We start from the raw sequence: 16,706 nt of genomic DNA on the forward strand, positions 1-16,706 counted from the left end.
CGCGTTTCAATGTGGGAGCGAGCCTGCTCGCGAAAGCTGTGCCGATATTTTGAATTAGCAAATAGCCTTGGGAATCCCTGATCAATGTCCAACCCGACACCACAGCGCACCGACTATCCCCACTTCCAGCCCATCACCACACGCTGGCACGACAACGACGCCTACGGTCATGTCAACAACGTCACCTACTACAGCTTCTTCGACACGGCGGTGAACACCTACCTGATTCAGGTCGGTGGCCTGGATATTCATGACGGCGAAGTGGTGGGATTCGTGGTCAGTTCGGCCTGCGATTACTTTGCCTCGATCGCTTTTCCGGATTTGATCGAGATCGGGCTGCGGGTCGGCAAGCTGGGCAACAGTTCGGTGCAATACGAACTGGCTGTGTTCAAGGTTGGCGAAAGCGAGGCGTGTGCGGCGGGACGGTTCGTGCATGTGTTTGTCGATCGGGCTACCAATCAGCCGGTGCCGATTCCGGCAGGTTTGCGTGGGACGCTGGAGCGGCTGGTGATCTAGACGCGCAAAAAAAATCGCAGCCACAAGGGCTGCGATTTTCGTTCAAGCCTTCGCCTTAACGGTGGCGATAGTACTTGTGATGCTTGCGGTGGCCGTAGGCGTGACCGCGACCCGGATGACCACGGTCACGGTAGTAGCGACGGTCATCGTAACGGCGATCGTAGTGACGACCATCGTCGTCATCGCGGCCCATGTAGTTACCCAGCGCACCACCAGCACCGCCACCTGCGGCGGAGCCGATCAGGCTGCCGGTGGTGCCGCCGAGACTGCGGCCAACCACGTTACCGCCAGCAGCACCCAGTGCGCCGCCGATGGCCGCTTCGCCACGGCTGTGACGGTCAGCGCCGACCGCACTACCACCCGCGCCGCCCAGGGCCGCGCCGATGGTTGAACCTGTATTGCCGCCTATAGACTGACCGACGACCGAGCCAAGAACCCCGCCCAATGCGCCGCCCACGCCGGCTTCGGCGGTGCCTCCGGCAGAAGCGAAGCCACTGACCAGGCCAAGGGACAACAAGAGAATCGAGGAGAACTTCATAGAGGATGAGCCTCAAAGGGATGACGGCGCCGATCCTGAGGCTCTGCATTGGGCGTGACAATCAAAATCCGACGAATAACACGACTTGTATACAAGATTGCAAGTTACTGTTTTTTCACCGGAACTTAACCGATTTTCGCCGGTCTTTAGCTACTTCGGACAGGCCGTTTTTATGCAAAAACGGCCTTTTTTGTGGGCGGTCGAAAATCTTCGCCACGGCAGATCTGTTGCTAGGTCGATCGCTTTCGCGAGCAGGCTCGCTCCCACATTTGAAACGTATTCCAATTGTGGGAGCGAGCCTGCTCGCGAAGGGGCCGGATCTGGCTCCGCGGTTAAGCGGATTTAGCCATGATCAACCCACTTTCACTCGCCGCTTCCAGCCGGATCGCAATGAACTTGGACGTTGGCGTGTGGCTGCCATCCCCCGTACTTTCCAGCGGCACCAGCGGGTTGACTTCCGGATAGTACGCCGCCGCCTGCCCCGCAGGAATATCGAACGCCAACAATGTAAAACCTTTCACCCGGCGCTCGCGACCGTCGTCCCAGATCGACACGATGTCGGCCTTCTGTCCCGGACGGAAGCCCAGACGAATGATGTCGGCCTCGTTGGCGAACAACACGTCACGCTGGCCCTTCACACCACGATAGCGGTCATCGAGACCATAGATCGTCGTGTTGTACTGATCGTGGGAACGCATCGATTGCAGGATCAGATCCGGCACCTGGCCGGTGGCGCGGGTGCGCTCGTGGACCAGATCTTTCGGCAACTGATTGGCGCGGAAGTTGGCGCGGCCTGACGGCGTGTTCCACTTGCGGGCGCCCGCCGAGTTACCCAGATAAAAACCGCCCGGGTTCTTGATCTTGTCGTTGAAGTCCTTGAAGTTCGGGATGGTGTCAGCGATCAGTTCGCGAATGCGCCCGTAATCGGCTACCAGCCAGTTCCAGTCCACCGGTTGGCTGCCCAGCGTCGCAGCAGCAATGCCGGCGATGATCGACGGCTCCGAGCGCATCTGGTTCGACAGCGGCTGCAACTGGCCGTTGGACGCGTGGACCATGCTGAACGAGTCTTCCACGGTCACCGCTTGCGGGCCTTCGGTCTGGATATCGATGTCGGTGCGGCCCAGGCACGGCAGGATCAGCGCGTCTTTGCCGTGAGCGAGGTGGCTGCGGTTGAGCTTGGTGCTGATCTGCACGGTCAGGTCACAGTTGCTCAGCGCTTCGAAGGTGCGCGAGCTATCCGGCGTGGCCTGGGCGAAGTTGCCGCCCAGCCCGATGAACACCTTGGCGCGACCTTCGGCCATCGCATGGATTGCCTCGACCACGTTGTGACCGTTATGACGCGGCACCTTGAACTGGAAGCGACGTTCCAGGGAATCGAGGAACGCCACCGGCGGACGCTCGTTGATGCCCATGGTGCGGTCGCCCTGCACGTTGCTGTGGCCGCGCACCGGGCACAGACCGGCGCCAGGTTTGCCGATATTGCCGCGCAGCAGCATCAGGTTGGCGATTTCCTGAATGGTCGGCACCGAATGACGGTGCTGGGTGATGCCCATGGCCCAGCACATGATTACGTTCTTGCCTTTGGCGTACATGCGCGCGGCTTGCTCGATCTCGACCAGGGTCAGGCCGGACTGCTCGACGATCTGCTCCCACGAGGTGTCATCGACGATGGCCAGATACTCCAGCACGTTAGCGCTGTGGGCATTGAGGAAATCATGGTCGAACACCGCCGGCTCGCCAGCCTTCTGCGCATCGCGTTCCCATTGCAGAAGGAATTTGGCCATGCCGCGCAGTACGGCCATGTCACCGCCCAATGCCGGGCGGAAGTACGCGGTGTTGGTCGGCTTGTCGCCGTTGGTGAGCATTTCGATCGGGTGTTGCGGGTGCTGGAAACGTTCCAGGCCGCGCTCTTTCAGCGGGTTGATGCACACCACTTGAGCGCCGCGTTTCACTGCTTCGCGCAGCGGTTCGAGCATCCGTGGGTGGTTGGTGCCAGGGTTCTGGCCCCAGACGAAAATCGCATCGGCGTGTTCGAAATCGTCGAAGGTCACGGTGCCTTTGCCGACGCCGACACTTTGCGCCAACGCCACGCCGCTGGCTTCGTGGCACATATTCGAGCAGTCGGGGAAGTTGTTGGTACCGTAGGCGCGCACGAACAGCTGATACAGATACGCCGCTTCGTTGCTGGCACGACCCGAGGTGTAGAACTCGGCCTGATCCGGGCTTGGCAGATTGCGCAGGTGCTTGCCGATCAGGGCGAAGGCATCTTCCCAAGAGATCGGCTTGTAGCGATCGGATTCGGCGTCGTAGACCATCGGCTCAGTCAGGCGACCCTGATATTCCAGCCAGTAATCGCTTTGTTCCAGCAGGGAAGTGACGCTGTGCTTGGCGAAGAATTTCGCATCGACGCGACGCTTGGTCGCTTCCCAGTTCACCGCTTTGGCGCCGTTCTCGCAGAACTTGACCATGCCGCTCTCCGGCGAATCACCCCAGGCGCAACCCGGGCAGTCGAAGCCGCCGTTCTGGTTGGTCTTGAGCATCATGCGCAGGTTTTTCAGGGCGTTGTCGCTGGTCAGCCACGCCTGGGCCACACTGATCAGGGCGCCCCAGCCGCCGGCGGCACCTTTGTAAGGCTTGTAGCGCGGGACAGGTTTCTGGTCGGCTTGATGATGTTGGCTCACGCTTGATTCTCCATCGCGGGGCTGTACACCCGCGGCGCACTTTTCTGCGGCAGGTGGATGAGATTGAGGTTGTGGCGCCGGGCCCATTGCACGGCCAGGCCGGTGGGTGCCGACAGGCTGACCAGGGTCTGGATCCCGGCACGCAAGACTTTCTGGATCAATTCAAGGCTGCAACGGCTGGTGACAATCGCCAGGCCGCCTTCGGTGGAAATCTTCTGGCGTATCAGTCCGCCGATCAGTTTGTCCAGCGCGTTATGGCGGCCGATGTCTTCGCGGCCGAGCAGCAATTCACCGCTGGCATTCATGAACACCGCCGCATGCACCGCTCCGCAGTGCTGGCCGAGCGGCTGGAACGCGCCGATGCGCTGGCGCAAACCGTCGAGCCATTCGATCGGTGGCAAGGCTGCGCCCGCCAACACTTTGAGATCGGGCAACGCCTGTTCAACCGCTTCGACGCCGCACAATCCGCAACCGCTGGTGCCGGCCAACTGCCGACGCTGTTGCTTGAGGTTCCAGAACGCACGGTTAGCGATGGTCACCTGCGCGTATTGCGCCGAGCCTGAGCCTGTCAGTTGCAGATCGTAGATATCGCTGGCGTCCTCGATGATGCCGCTGCCGAGGCTGAAACCGACGATGAAGTCTTCAAGGTCGGTGGGCGTCACCAGCATCACTGCCTGACTGATGCCGTTGTAGGCGATCGCCAACGCGACTTCCTCGGCCAGCGCGGTGCTGGCCGATGCCTCAAGGGGTAAATCGCTGTAGCTGTAGGTCTGGCTGGCGGCAGGCGCGGGCGTTTCAATTGCTGGCGCCGCGCAGGCTGGGCGCTTGGCGTTCATGGCATCACCGACGGTTTGATCTAGGTCAAGACTAGGCGCGGCAAGTTGTCGCGTCTAATCGCTATTACCGATCTACCGATAGATGCCGTCGATCAAGCGTCTTTTGGCGATTTCTGATAAAGCGCGAAACAAGCTTCCGCCAGCGCTGAACGCGGCGCGCCCCGGCGCATGATCAGCCCCAGCGGCGCGAGGGTGTGGGCGTTCTCGATCGGTTGCAGGCGCAGGTGATCGGCGAGGGTTTCCGCGCCGCCGTCCAGGGGCATGATTGCGCAGCAAAAGCCGCCGTGGACTGCTTGCAGCAGTTGATGCACGGCGTCGGTTTGCAGCAGCGGTTGCGGGGTCAGGCCGCGGCTGTGGAAGTTGTGGTCGATGGACTGGCGAAAGTGCATGCCGCTGGTGAGCATGCACAGCGGCAATTCGATCAGCGATTCCCAGCTCAGGGGTGCTTCGCCGAAACTGAAAGAGCGCTCGTCATAGAGCAGGCCCATGCGCGTCTCGTTAAAGGCCAGCGAATCGAAGCGCTCGCTGTCCAGGCGCTCCAGATACGACACGCCAATGTCGATGCGGTTGTTCGCCAAGTGTTCGAGCACCTGCTCGGAGCTCAGCGACGACAGTTCGAAGCGCAGGTCCGGGTGCGCCGCATGCAGACGTTGCATCAGCGGCAAGGGATCGAAGCTCGACAGCGGCACCACGCCCAGGCGCAGCGTACCGATCAGGTTGCCGCGACAGGCCGCCGCTTCCGCCTGCAAGCCGTCGTAAGCCGCCAGCACCGTACGCGCCCACGCCAGCACGCGTTCGCCCGGTGCGGTGAAGCCTTCAAAGCGCTGGCCGCGATTGACCAATGGCAGGTCGAGTTCTTCTTCGAGGCTGCGCAAGCGCATCGACAGGGTCGGCTGGGTGATGTGGCAGCGCGCGGCGGCCTGGCCGAAATGGCGGGTTTCGTCGAGGGCGATGAGGAATTTCAGTTGCTTGATGTCCATCTTCGCTCCGGGCGGTTGGCGGGGTGTGGCGATTCTACCGTCTGCGGCGCGGCAGCGTCATTGGTCGGACTGGAACCGGGTTTGGCCAGGGTGGTCTAGGCTTGGACGACTGACCCTTTATTACATGGAGTGAATGCAATGAGCCTTTTGAGTTTTGTCAAAGAAGCCGGTGAGAAACTGCTTGATCTGTTGACTCCCGGAAACGCCAATGCCAGCGAGCAGTTGAAGGAACATATCAGCAAGGTCGGACTGGGCAATCCCAATGTGCAGGCGACCGTGGATGGGGACAAAGTGACAATCACCGGTGAGGTGGCGAGTCAGGAAGAGAAGGAAAAGATTGTGCTCGCGGTGGGCAACATTGCTGGCGTGGGCAGTGTGGATGATCAGATCACCGTGACCGGGCCGGTGGTGGTTGCGGCAGAGTTTGTCGAGGTCAAAGCAGGTGACACGCTCAGTGCGATTTCCCTGCGTGTCTATGGCAATGCCAACCAGTACGAGAAGATTTTCGAAGCCAACAAACCGATGCTCAAGGATGTGAACAAGATTTATCCGGGGCAAAAGCTGCGCATTCCAAAATAACGCGCTGCCCATGTAGGAGCTGCCGCAGGCTGCGATCTTTTGACTTTGACTTTAAAAAACGCAAATCAAAAGATCGCAGCCTTCGGCAGCTCCTGCAGGGATCAGAGTCCGGCAATGAGATCGCGGTAGTCTTCGACTGCGGCAAATTCTGCCGTGTCCTTCGGCCCTTTGCGGCTGTCCGGTTCCTTAACCGCGAGCAGATGCGCCACGCCAAAATCCCGTGCACTGCGCAGGATCGGCAAGGTGTCGTCGATAAACAGGCTGCGCCCCGGATCAAAACCGATGTCCGCCTGCAAGGCATCCCAGAACTGCGGGTTCTCCTTGGGATAACCATAGTCGTGCGAGCTGATCAGCCGCTCGAAGTATGGTGCCAGTTCGATCCGTCCCAGTTTCAACGACAGCGAATCGCGGTGCGCGTTGGTGATCATGATCACCCGTTTGCCGGCGCGTTTGATTGCGTCGAGAAAGGTATCGGCATCCGCGCGCAGGGCGATCAAGTGGGCGGTTTCCTGTTTCAGTTCACGCACCGACAATTTCAGTTCCGCGCTCCAGAAATCCAGGCAGTACCACTGCAACTGGCCGGCATGGCGCTCGAACAATGGCTGCAATTCCAGCTCGGCCATGGCCCGGCTGATGCCGTGCAGTTCGGCGTAGCGCTGGGGCAGGTGCTCGAGCCAGAAATGGTTGTCGAAGTGCAGATCCAGCAGCGTGCCGTCCATGTCGAGCAGAACGGTATCGATGTCGGACCACGGTAAAGAAGGCATGGCAACGTCTCGAACGGTGAAAAGATATCCGACGCAAACAATCGGGAAAGCCGCGTTATAGTAGCGCGTTCACGCCAAGGAGCTTTGCATGCGCCAGAAACCCACCGTACTCGCCCGCGAGATCGTCGCCACCAGTCGCCTGTTTCGCGTCGAAGAACTCAAGCTGCGATTTTCCAATGGCGTGGAGCGCACTTACGAGCGTCTGGTTGGCAAGGGCGCTGGCTACGGCGCGGTGATGATCGTCGCGATGCTTGATGCCGAACACGCGGTGTTGATCGAGGAATACTGCGGTGGCACCGACGAATACGAACTGTCTCTGCCCAAAGGCCTGATCGAGCCGGGCGAGGACGTGCTGGCGGCGGCCGAGCGGGAACTCAAGGAAGAGGCCGGTTATGGCGCGCGTCAACTGGAACATCTGACCGAGCTGTCGCTGTCGCCCGGTTACATGAGCCAGAAGATCCAAGTGGTACTGGCCACCGATCTCTACGAAGAACGGCTGGAAGGCGATGAGCCGGAGCCGATGCGGGTCGACAAGGTCAACCTGCGCGAACTGTCGGCGCTGGCGCTCAATCCGCAATTCACCGAAGGCCGCGCATTGGCGGCACTATATTTGACCCGTGATCTGCTGAGCCAGCGCGGGGTGTTCAGCTATGAGTGAGACGTCGATGAGTTTTCCCCATCCGCTGATGGCGCCAGTGGTTGAGCTGGCATTGCAGGCTGGCGAGGCGATTTTGCCATTCTGGCGTGCAGGCGTTGAAGTCACGGCCAAGTCCGATGATTCGCCGGTGACAGCCGCCGACCTGGCTGCGCATCACCTTATCGTTGCGGGGCTGACGGCCCTTGATCCGAGCATTCCAGTGCTGTCCGAAGAGGACGCCGATATCCCGCAGAGCGTGCGCGCCGGTTGGCAGCGCTGGTGGCTGGTGGATCCGCTGGACGGTACCAAGGAGTTCATCAGCGGTAGCGAGGAATTCACCGTCAACATCGCGCTGATCGAAAATGGCCGGGTGGTATTTGGTGTGGTGACGATGCCGACCAACGGTCGTTTTTACGTCGGCGGTGCCGGATTTGGAGCCTGGCGTGGCGACGAAGGTGGTACGCCGACGGCGATTCAGGTGCGTGATGTGCCTGCACCGGGCGAGGCGTTTACTGTGGTGGCCAGCCGTCGCCATTCAAGTCCCGAGCAAGAGCGTTTGCTGGCCGGGTTGAGCGCCAGTCTTGGTGAGTTGCAACTGGCCAATATCGGCAGTTCCTTGAAGTTCTGTCTGTTGGCCGAAGGTGCTGCCGACTGCTATCCGCGACTGGCGCCGACTTCGCAGTGGGACACGGCGGCAGCTCAGGGCGTGCTGGAAGGTGCGGGGGGCGAGGTGCTGGATTTAAAGGGTGAAACGTTCAGTTACCCTGCGCGGGAATCGCTATTGAATGAGTTCTTTCTGGCGCTGCCGGCGAAGGCTGCATGGCGAGCCCGGTTGTTGGAGCTGGCCCGAGGCTAACTGCCTGATCCGCAATTCCCCTCACCCCAGCCCTCTCCCCCAGGAGAGGGAGCCGACCGAGTTGTCTGGCGCCATGCATCGACCTGGAGAATCGAGTCGATTGTGGATTCCGCGAAGCAGTTTCAGGTCGACGTAAATCTGTAGCATCCCCGTATCGGTTCCCTCTCCCCCAGGAGAGGGAGCCGACCGAGTTGTCTGGCGCCATGCATCGACCTGGAGAATCGAGTCGATTGTGGATTCCGCGAAGCAGTTTCAGGTCGACGTAAATCTGTAGCATCCCCGTATCGGTTCCCTCTCCCCCAGGAGAGGGAGCCGACCGAGTTGTCTGGCGCCATGCATCGACCTGGAGAATCGAGTCGATTGTGGATTCCGCGAAGCAGTTTCAGCTCGACGTAAATCTGTAGCATCCCCGTATCGGTTCCCTCTCCCCCAGGAGAGGGAGCCGACCGAGTTGTCTGGCGCTATGCATCGACCTGGAGAATCGAGTCGATTGTGGATTCGGCGAAGTAGTTTCAGGTCGACGTAAATCTGTAGCATCCCCGTATCGGCTCCCTCTCCCCCAGGAGAGGGAGCCGACCGAGTTGTCTGGCGCTATGCATGGACCTGGAGGATCGAGTCGATTGTGGATTCGGCGAAGCAGTTTCAGGTCGACTTAAATCTGTAGCATCCCCGTATCGGTTCCCTCTCCCTCGGGAGAGGGCTAGGGTGAGGGGCTGTTGATCTTCAACGGTGCAAAACGTACTGCCCGGTAAATCTAACCGCCTCGTCCTCACTTCCCGCATTCAGTATCCGCGTATCCAGCGTCAGCCGCGCCCGCCCATATCGCCGATACATCGCCACAAAGCGCTTCCACACCGCCGCATCCGGCGCCGGGCAGATGGCCACGGCGTCCCCGGTCACCGGCAGCGGATAACTGATCTGTCCTTCCTGAATGACGATATGTCCGTCGGCAATCCCTTCTTCCTTCAAACGTAAATGCAACCAGCCCCAACCGGCCAGCACCGCGCCGCAGTAGAGGCTGCCGCCAAACATGGTGCTCTTGTGATTGACGTTGGGCGCAAGCGGCAGGTGCAGGCTCAATTGCTGCTCACGCCACTCAAGCACTTCGAGGCCCATCTCGGCGGTCAGCGGAATGTCGTGATGCAGCACCGTTTGCAGGTATTCGCTTGCGCTGCTCATTCGTGGTCTTCCCCGTGGCTGCTGTCGCCGAAATTCAGACCGTGTTTGCGCAGCTTGTCATGCAGGGTCTTGCGCGGAATACCCAAGGCTTCGGCGAGGCTGCGCACCGAGCTGTGCGAGCGCGCCAGTTCAGCGGCTATCAACGATTTTTCGAAGTTTTCCACTTGCTCGCTGAGGCCGCCACTGACCACTTCTACCGGCGTGCCGCCGCTGCCATCAGCGCTGTTGTCCAGTGCCAGTTCAAGCCCGAGGGCGAAGCGTTCGGCGGCATTTTGCAGTTCACGCACATTGCCCGGCCAGGTGTGGCGCAGCAGCAGGGCGCGGTGTGCCGGTTGCAGTTCGTGGGGGGGCAAGCCGTGACGGGCGCTGGCTTCATCGGCGTAGTGCTGGAACAGCACCAGTGCGTCTTCGCCCCTTTCGCGCAGCGGCGGGATGCGCAGCGGTGCGACGTTGAGGCGGTAATACAAGTCGGCGCGGAAGCGACCCTGATCCGCCGCTTGGCGCAGATCTTCCTTGGTCGCGGCGATGACGCGGATGTCCAGCGGGATCAACTGATTGCCGCCCAGGCGTTCAACAACGCGCTCCTGCAGCATGCGCAGCAGTTTCACTTGCACGTCCATGCTCATGCTTTCGATTTCGTCGAGAAACAGCGTGCCGCCGTTGGCGAATTCGAATTTGCCGATGCGGCGTTTTTGCGCCCCGGTGAAGGCGCCGGGTTCGTGACCGAACAGCTCGCTTTCCACCACCGATTCCGCCAGCGCGCCGGCGTTGATCGCCACGAACGGACCGTTGCGGCGGCTCGACAAGTCGTGCAGCGCGCGGGCAACCACCTCTTTGCCAGCGCCGGTTTCGCCGAGGATCAGCACGTCAGCCTTGGTCGCCGCCAGCGCACCGATCTGCTCACGCAGACGCAGCATCGGCGTCGAATGGCCGACCAGTCGCGCGCTCAATTCGTTGCGGTCGCTCAAGGCCAGACGCAGGCTGCGGTTGTCCAGCACCAGCCGCCGTAGCGCGAGGGCGCGACGGACGCTGTCGAGCAGCGCATCGCTGGCAAAGGGTTTTTCCAGAAAATCGTAAGCGCCGGCGCGCATCGCCTGCACTGCCAGCGGTACGTCGCCATGGCCAGTGATCAGCAGCACCGGCAGCTCCGGATCCTGTGCATGCAACTCGCTCAACAGTTCGAGGCCGTCCATGCCCGGCATGCGGATGTCGCTGACCACCACCCCCGGCCAGTCACGCTCAAGTTGCGCGGCCAGGCCCTTGGCTTCGGACAGCGGCAGGATTTTCAGGCCGGCCAGGTCCAGCGTCTGGCCGAGGGCCTGGCGCAAGTGCGGATCGTCGTCGATCAACACTACCTGGATGCGATTGTCGATGGTCATGCACTTCGATCCTCGGACGGTTGCAGGCTGACTCCGGGCGCACCGGCGCGCAGGCGCAGGGTGATCAGGGCGCCGCCTTGCTTGTGGTTGGCGAACGACAGCTCGCCACCAAAGGCGCGCATCAGCGTTTCACAAATGGCCAGCCCCAGACCCAGACCCTGGGTGCGGGTCTTGGTGGTGTAAAAGGGCTCGCTGGCGCGGCCAAGGGCTTCCATGCAGAACCCGGGGCCGTTGTCGCGAATGTACAGATTGACGCCGTCGGCGGTGGCTTCGGCACTCAGCCACAATTTGCGCGGCGGGCCTTTTTCGGTCAGCGCATCGAGGGCGTTGGCCAGCAAATTGCCGAGCACCTGGCGTAATCGGGTTTCGCCGGCCTCGACCCACAGCGTCGCGGCGGGCAAGTCGCGAATCAGTTCGACCTCCATGCTGCGCCGACGTTTGGCCAGCAATGCCAGCGCATCGTCCAGCGCCGGTTGCAGGGCGACGCTTTCCGGTGCGTGACGATCGCGGCGGGCGAAGGCGCGCAGGTGGGCGATAATCGAGGCCATGCGCCCGGTCAGTTCGCTGATCAGCTTGAGGTTGCCCCGGGCGTCCTCGGTGCGCTGATGATCGAGCAGCACTTCGGCGTTTTCCGCATAGCTGCGAATTGCCGCCAGCGGCTGATTGAGTTCGTGACTGATGCTTGCCGACATGGTCCCCAGCGCCGACAGTTTGCCGGCCTGGACCAGATCGTCCTGGGCGCGCACCAGCTCCTGCTGCGCGTGCTCGCGCTCAAGCACTTCCTGTTTCAAACGGCGGTTGAGGCCTTCCAGATCGCTGGTGCGCTCGGCAACCCGGCCTTCCAGTTCGCGGCGCGCCTTGGCCTCAAAGGCGATGCGCTCCAGATAGTGCCGGCGACGTTGCATCATCAAACCCACCAGCAGCATGACCACCAACAGCGTTGCGCCGCCGATCGCGACCACCGTGCGCACCGGACGATCGATCAGCGTGCGCGGGGCGAGGATGCTGACGCTCCAGCCGGTTTCGGCGATGTCGTGGGTCTGCGTCAGCCAGGCGTCCGGGCTTAGATTCAGCGGTCGGGGTTCGCGGGTCGGGTAGGGCTGGATCGCAGTGATCGCGGCGCGCTCGGTTTCGCTCAACTCGCGGGTGGAGCGGAAGCGCCATTCCGGGCGCGAGGTGAGAATGACCACGCCGTTGTGGTCGGTTACCAACAGTTGTTCCGGGGTTTTGCCCCACAGGCTTTCGGTATGGTCGAGGTCGACCTTGATCACCAGCACGCCGATGATCTTTTCGCCGTTGCGCACGGCGGCGGCGAAGAAGTAGCCGCGTTTGGCCGAAGTGGTGCCCAGCCCGAAGAAGCGCCCGAGGCGCCCGGCCATGGCTTCGCTGAAATACGGGCGGAAGGCGAAATTGCGGCCGACGAAGCTGTCGCGTTTGTCCCAGTTCGATGCCGCCAGGGTCTGGCCGGACGTGTCCATCAGGTACATGACTTCGGCGCCGGTCTGCGCGGCGATGTTTTTCAGCAGGCGATTGGCGTTGCCTTGGGTCACGCCGTCGTCCGGCGCACCAAGCACCGCGCGCAGGGCCGGCAGATCGCCGAGAATCTGCGGCAACACTTCGTAGCGATGCAGGGTGCCGAGCAGGTTGGCCACGTAAAGATCGAGGGTCTGGCGATTCTGCCCGGCAAGCTCGCTGCGGTAATAGCGTTCGGCGAGATGCTCCAGTGGCCACAGCAGCGGCGCCAGGCACAGGGCCAACAGCGCTAGGCTGCGCCAGCGAGGTCTGCGGGGAAGCGGTGGTTTCATGAGCCGATGCGCCTGAGGTAACTGGCGCATTATGCCCGGCCTCAGGCGAAGACGTCAGCGTCCTTGAGAAGCACGGCCGTCTGGTCCTTGGCCGATAGCTTCGGTGCTTCGCCCAGTTGCCAGTCGATGCCCAGCGCCGGGTCGTCCCAGCGAATACTGCGCTCGGAAGACGGGTCGTAATAATTGGTGGTCTTGTAGAGGAATTCAGCGAACTCGCTCAGCACGGCGAAACCGTGGGCGAAACCCTCCGGTATCCAAAGTTGGCGATGGTTTTCCGCCGACAGACGCACCGCCACCCATTTGCCGAAATACGGCGAGCTGCGACGGATATCCACCGCCACGTCGAGCACTTCACCTGCGGTCACCCGAACCAGTTTGCCCTGGGTGTTCTGCAACTGGTAATGCAGGCCACGCAGCACGCCTTTTTGCGAGCGCGAATGGTTGTCCTGCACAAACTGCGTTTCCAGACCGGTAGCGTCCTGAAACGCCTTGGCATTGAAACTCTCGTAGAAAAAACCACGCTCGTCGCCGAACACCTTGGGTTCGATGATCAGAACACCGGGCAGATCGGTGGTGATGACATTCATGGGGATTTCCATTGATAGGTGTGAATGGCCGACATTCTTGCGCAAAGCGCTGCGGGGCGCGAATGTTGGGTTTGAATTGGAGCGTTCATTGAAGCCGGGGGTTGCGTAACCGCCAATGCAATGGCGATATAAGCGCCTAATAAAATTTCAGGGGTCGTTTCATGCCGCTCGCCACGTTGATTCATCGCGCCAGTTTGCCCGGTCCGCAGGTTTCAGAGGCGCAGGCGCTGCAATGGCTGGCCGAATATTACGGACTTGTCGGTACGTTGCAGGCGCTGGGCAGCCAGCAGGATCTGAATTATCGCGTCGACAGTGCGCGCGGGCGCTTCGTCTTGAAAGTCTGCCGTGGCGACTACGCCCTTGTGGAGCTGCAAGCCCAGCACGCCGGCCTCAAGTATCTGACCGAGCATTCGGCGATCAAGGTGCCGCGCGTCATTGCAGCCAATAACGGTGCCGATCTGTTGTCGTTGCAAGCCAGTGGCGAAACGGTGCATGTGCGGTTGCTGGAGTACATCGACGGCCAGCCGTTGACCGATTTCGATCACCTTGGCCAGGACGTGGTCGCCGGGTTTGGCCGGCTCTGTGGCGAGATGGATCTGGCCCTGGCAGGTTTCGATCACCCGGGTCTTGAACGTACCTTGCAGTGGGACGCGCGTCACGCCAACGCTTTGATCAGTCATCTGTTGCCGGTGGTCACTGACGCGCAGCAGCGTGCGGCGATCGGCGTTGCCGCCGAGCAGGCCGAGCGCCGTTTGCAGCCGTTGCTGGACAAACTGCCGGTGCAGGCGATTCACATGGACATCACCGATGACAACGCCGTATGGGCGCGCGATGCACAGCGGCATTGGCAGTTGCAGGGCGTGATCGATTTCGGTGATCTGGTGCGCACCTGGCGCATCACCGATCTGTCGGTGACCTGTGCGGCTTTGCTGCACCACGCCGATGGCGATCCGTTTGTAATCCTGCCGGCGGTCAAGGCCTATCACGCGGTCAATCCGTTGCAGTACCCAGAACTGCAAGCGCTGTGGCCATTGATCGTGGCGCGGGCGGCGGTGCTGGTGCTCAGTGGCGAGCAACAGGTGAGCATCGATCCCACCAATACGTATAGCCGCGACAATCTCGGTCACGAGTGGGAAATCTTTCGCGTCGCGACATCGGTGCCACAGGCGCTGATGGAAGCGGCAATTCTCAGCGCCGTGGACCAGCCCCTGCCGAGTATCGAAAAAAACCAGTTCGCGCCGCTGTTGCCCGAACTGGTCGGGCGCGAATTTGCGCTGATCGATCTGGGCGTTTTGAGCCCGCACTTCGAGGCGGGCAACTGGCAGCAGCAGGGCATCGATCAGCGCTTGCTGACAGAGGCCGCAGCGGTACATGGGCTGGCGGCGACGCGTTATGGCCAGTATCGCTTGTCACGTACTCGGCCAGACTGCGCGACTGAGCCGGACACGTTCCCGTTGCATGTCGAATTGCGTGTGCCGACTGGAACCGAAGTGCAAGCGCCATTCGCCGGCGTGCTGAATCAAGCGGCAAACGGTGCGCTGCAACTCGATGGCCCACAGTTCAGCGTTCGCCTGTGGGGCGTGACGCCAGTTCTTGGCCATGGCGCGGCACTGGATCAAGGCCAGAAGCTCGGCACGGTCACGGGCCCGCTGCTTGTGCAGATGTGCCGGGGAGCAGAACTCGACGCGCCGCTGTTCTGCACGCCGTCCCGTGCATCTGCGTGGCAGGCGTTGTGCCCGTCGCCGGCGACTCTGCTAGGGCTGGCCTGCGACGCCGAGCCTGAGCTGGACGCGAAAACCCTGCTCGAACGCCGCGATGCCAGTTTTGCCCGCACGCAAAAACACTATTACGTTGACCCGCCGCGCATTGAACGCGGCTGGCGCAATCACCTGATTGATATGCACGGCCGATCCTATCTGGACATGCTCAACAACGTCGCCGTGCTCGGCCACGGTCACCCTCGGATGGCGGCGGTCGCGGCGCGGCAGTGGTCGTTGCTCAATACCAATTCGCGCTTCAACTACGCGGCGGTCGCCGAGTTTTCCGAGCGCCTGCTGAAGCTTGCACCGCAGGGCATGGATCGCGTGTTCCTGGTCAACAGCGGCAGCGAGGCCAATGACCTGGCGATTCGTCTGGCCTGGGCCTACAGCGGCGGGCGCGAAATGATCAGCGTGCTTGAGGCGTATCACGGCTGGACGATCGGTGCCGATGCGGTATCGACGTCGATTGCCGACAACCCGAAGGCCCTGGAAAGTCGCCCGGACTGGGTGCACCCAGTGCCGGCGCCGAACACTTATCGCGGCGAATTCCGTGGCGCCGATTCGGCGCCGGATTACGTGCGCAGCGTCGAGCATCATCTGCAAAAACTGGCCGAGCAGAAGCGCCAACTGGCCGGTTTCATCTGCGAGCCGGTCTACGGCAATGCCGGGGGTATTTCTTTACCGCCGGGCTATTTGCCGCAGGTGTATGAAAAGGTCCGTGCGCAGGGCGGGGTGTGCATCGCTGACGAAGTGCAGGTCGGTTACGGGCGCATGGGCCATTTTTTCTGGGGCTTCGAACAGCAGGGCGTAGTGCCGGACATCATCACCATGGCCAAAGGCATGGGTAACGGCCAGCCGCTTGGCGCGGTGATCACTCGCCGGGAAATCGCCGAGGCGCTGGAGGCTGAGGGCTATTTCTTCTCGTCGGCAGGCGGCAGTCCGGTCAGTTGCCAGATCGGCATGGCGGTGCTCGATGTGATGGAAGAGGAAAAGCTCTGGGAGAACGCCCAGGTCGTCGGCGGCCACTTCAAGGCGCGCCTGGAAGCGTTGATCGATAACCATCCGTTGGTCGGCGCGGTGCACGGCTCCGGGTTTTATCTCGGGCTGGAACTGATCCGCAATCGGCAGACACTGGAACCGGCAACCGCCGAGACTGCGTTGCTGTGTGATCGTCTGCGTGAGCTGGGGATTTTCATGCAGCCGACCGGCGACGATTTGAACATTCTCAAGATCAAGCCACCGATGGTGACGTCGCGCCAGAGCGTGGATTTCTTCGTCGATATGCTGGATCGGGTGCTTACCGAGGGCCTGTAAGCAAGGCACATCCCCTGTGGGAGCGAGCCTGCTCGCGAAAGCTGTGTATCAGTCGCCACATGCGGTGACCGACACAGCGCATTCGCGAGCAGGCTCGCTCCCACATTTGTTTTTGGTCTTAAGTTCGATTTGTATCGAGTTAATTGGCGTTCTGACAGAGAGATTCTTTCTTTACAGCTTTCAAAACCGATATTTATCGGCTATAAAGTTGCCATTGCTCCGGCATGGTGATCTCTTGTCCGGTGCGCGCGTTTTCTTTTCGGTCGAATTCTTCGACCGTCAAAGCACTAGCCCG

Annotated in this window: 14 protein-coding genes; 5 read left to right on the forward strand and 9 right to left on the reverse strand. The window is 61.3% G+C overall.

Features of this window, described 5'->3' with window-relative positions; all coding sequences use genetic code 11:
- Positions 1-84 precede the first annotated feature (84 nt).
- On the forward strand, positions 85-516 hold the full coding sequence (locus PS14A_RS00645) for a thioesterase family protein (RefSeq protein ID WP_130910166.1): 432 nt from the start codon (positions 85-87) through the stop codon (positions 514-516).
- Positions 517-571: 55 nt separating this feature from the next.
- Here PS14A_RS00645 and PS14A_RS00650 read toward each other — a convergent pair whose 3' ends face one another.
- From PS14A_RS00650 to PS14A_RS00665, 4 genes are all read right to left on the reverse strand, one after another.
- A complete protein-coding gene (locus tag PS14A_RS00650; protein ID WP_137215070.1) occupies positions 572-1,054 on the reverse strand; it encodes a glycine zipper domain-containing protein in 483 nt (160 codons plus the stop codon).
- A gap of 332 nt (positions 1,055-1,386) precedes the next feature.
- On the reverse strand, positions 1,387-3,735 hold the full coding sequence (locus tag PS14A_RS00655; RefSeq protein WP_212615054.1) for an FdhF/YdeP family oxidoreductase: 2,349 nt from the start codon (positions 3,733-3,735) through the stop codon (positions 1,387-1,389).
- On the reverse strand, positions 3,732-4,571 hold the full coding sequence (gene fdhD / locus PS14A_RS00660; RefSeq protein WP_212615055.1) for a formate dehydrogenase accessory sulfurtransferase FdhD: 840 nt from the start codon (positions 4,569-4,571) through the stop codon (positions 3,732-3,734). Before fdhD ends, PS14A_RS00655 begins: the two co-directional genes overlap by 4 nt.
- Positions 4,572-4,663: 92 nt before the next feature.
- Positions 4,664-5,551: a LysR family transcriptional regulator gene (locus PS14A_RS00665; RefSeq protein ID WP_122508424.1), complete on the reverse strand. Its 888-nt coding sequence runs from the start codon at positions 5,549-5,551 to the stop codon at positions 4,664-4,666.
- Positions 5,552-5,689: 138 nt separating this feature from the next.
- Here PS14A_RS00665 and lysM point away from each other — a divergent pair, with 138 nt between their 5' ends.
- Complete coding sequence (lysM, locus tag PS14A_RS00670; RefSeq protein WP_122601389.1) at positions 5,690-6,130, forward strand: peptidoglycan-binding protein LysM; 441 nt, start codon at positions 5,690-5,692, stop codon at positions 6,128-6,130.
- 101 nt (positions 6,131-6,231) lie between these two features.
- Here the strand turns inward: lysM and yrfG are convergent, their stop codons facing one another.
- Positions 6,232-6,894, reverse strand: a complete 663-nt coding sequence (yrfG, locus tag PS14A_RS00675) for a GMP/IMP nucleotidase (protein WP_212615056.1) — start codon at positions 6,892-6,894, stop codon at positions 6,232-6,234.
- Positions 6,895-6,982: 88 nt separating this feature from the next.
- Between yrfG and nudE the strand changes: the two genes are divergently transcribed.
- Together nudE and cysQ are read left to right on the forward strand one after the other, a co-directional pair.
- A complete protein-coding gene (gene nudE / locus PS14A_RS00680) occupies positions 6,983-7,552 on the forward strand; it encodes an ADP compounds hydrolase NudE (RefSeq protein ID WP_130910858.1) in 570 nt (189 codons plus the stop codon).
- A gap of 7 nt (positions 7,553-7,559) precedes the next feature.
- Positions 7,560-8,387 carry a 3'(2'),5'-bisphosphate nucleotidase CysQ gene (cysQ, locus tag PS14A_RS00685; RefSeq protein ID WP_212615185.1) on the forward strand — a complete coding sequence of 276 codons (828 nt, stop codon included), beginning with the start codon at positions 7,560-7,562 and terminating at the stop codon, positions 8,385-8,387.
- Between the two features lie 723 nt (positions 8,388-9,110).
- Here cysQ and PS14A_RS00690 read toward each other — a convergent pair.
- From PS14A_RS00690 to rfbC, 4 genes are read right to left on the reverse strand one after another with little or no spacing between them, the layout of a single operon-like run.
- Positions 9,111-9,566, reverse strand: a complete 456-nt coding sequence (locus tag PS14A_RS00690) for a YiiD C-terminal domain-containing protein (protein ID WP_137215074.1) — start codon at positions 9,564-9,566, stop codon at positions 9,111-9,113.
- Complete coding sequence (locus PS14A_RS00695; protein ID WP_071174083.1) at positions 9,563-10,945, reverse strand: sigma-54 dependent transcriptional regulator; 1,383 nt, start codon at positions 10,943-10,945, stop codon at positions 9,563-9,565. The genes PS14A_RS00690 and PS14A_RS00695 overlap by 4 nt, the downstream gene beginning before the upstream one ends.
- Positions 10,942-12,750, reverse strand: coding sequence for an ATP-binding protein (locus tag PS14A_RS00700; protein ID WP_130910038.1), 1,809 nt, complete (start codon positions 12,748-12,750; stop codon positions 10,942-10,944). Before PS14A_RS00700 ends, PS14A_RS00695 begins: the two co-directional genes overlap by 4 nt.
- A 41-nt stretch (positions 12,751-12,791) precedes the next feature.
- Complete coding sequence (gene rfbC / locus PS14A_RS00705) at positions 12,792-13,337, reverse strand: dTDP-4-dehydrorhamnose 3,5-epimerase (protein ID WP_212615057.1); 546 nt, start codon at positions 13,335-13,337, stop codon at positions 12,792-12,794.
- 161 nt (positions 13,338-13,498) lie between these two features.
- On the opposite strand from rfbC, the gene PS14A_RS00710 reads away from it, so the two are divergent.
- Positions 13,499-16,411, forward strand: coding sequence for an aminotransferase (locus PS14A_RS00710; protein ID WP_212615058.1), 2,913 nt, complete (start codon positions 13,499-13,501; stop codon positions 16,409-16,411).
- Positions 16,412-16,706 lie beyond the last annotated feature (295 nt).

The organism is Pseudomonas sp. 14A (genome assembly GCF_018132745.1).
Classification (GTDB): domain Bacteria; phylum Pseudomonadota; class Gammaproteobacteria; order Pseudomonadales; family Pseudomonadaceae; genus Aquipseudomonas; species Aquipseudomonas mercuritolerans.

What these genes read in the sequence shown, in the direction of transcription:
- PS14A_RS00645 (WP_130910166.1), top strand. Translation starts at nt 85, where the DNA reads ATGTCCAACCCGACACCACAGCGCACCGACTATCCCCACTTCCAGCCC.
- PS14A_RS00650 (WP_137215070.1), bottom strand. Translation starts at nt 1,054, where the DNA reads ATGAAGTTCTCCTCGATTCTCTTGTTGTCCCTTGGCCTGGTCAGTGGC.
- fdhD (WP_212615055.1), bottom strand. Translation starts at nt 4,571, where the DNA reads ATGAACGCCAAGCGCCCAGCCTGCGCGGCGCCAGCAATTGAAACGCCC.
- PS14A_RS00665 (WP_122508424.1), bottom strand. Translation starts at nt 5,551, where the DNA reads ATGGACATCAAGCAACTGAAATTCCTCATCGCCCTCGACGAAACCCGC.
- lysM (WP_122601389.1), top strand. Translation starts at nt 5,690, where the DNA reads ATGAGCCTTTTGAGTTTTGTCAAAGAAGCCGGTGAGAAACTGCTTGAT.
- yrfG (WP_212615056.1), bottom strand. Translation starts at nt 6,894, where the DNA reads ATGCCTTCTTTACCGTGGTCCGACATCGATACCGTTCTGCTCGACATG.
- nudE (WP_130910858.1), top strand. Translation starts at nt 6,983, where the DNA reads ATGCGCCAGAAACCCACCGTACTCGCCCGCGAGATCGTCGCCACCAGT.
- cysQ (WP_212615185.1), top strand. Translation starts at nt 7,560, where the DNA reads ATGAGTTTTCCCCATCCGCTGATGGCGCCAGTGGTTGAGCTGGCATTG.
- PS14A_RS00690 (WP_137215074.1), bottom strand. Translation starts at nt 9,566, where the DNA reads ATGAGCAGCGCAAGCGAATACCTGCAAACGGTGCTGCATCACGACATT.
- PS14A_RS00695 (WP_071174083.1), bottom strand. Translation starts at nt 10,945, where the DNA reads ATGACCATCGACAATCGCATCCAGGTAGTGTTGATCGACGACGATCCG.
- PS14A_RS00700 (WP_130910038.1), bottom strand. Translation starts at nt 12,750, where the DNA reads ATGAAACCACCGCTTCCCCGCAGACCTCGCTGGCGCAGCCTAGCGCTG.
- rfbC (WP_212615057.1), bottom strand. Translation starts at nt 13,337, where the DNA reads ATGAATGTCATCACCACCGATCTGCCCGGTGTTCTGATCATCGAACCC.
- PS14A_RS00710 (WP_212615058.1), top strand. Translation starts at nt 13,499, where the DNA reads ATGCCGCTCGCCACGTTGATTCATCGCGCCAGTTTGCCCGGTCCGCAG.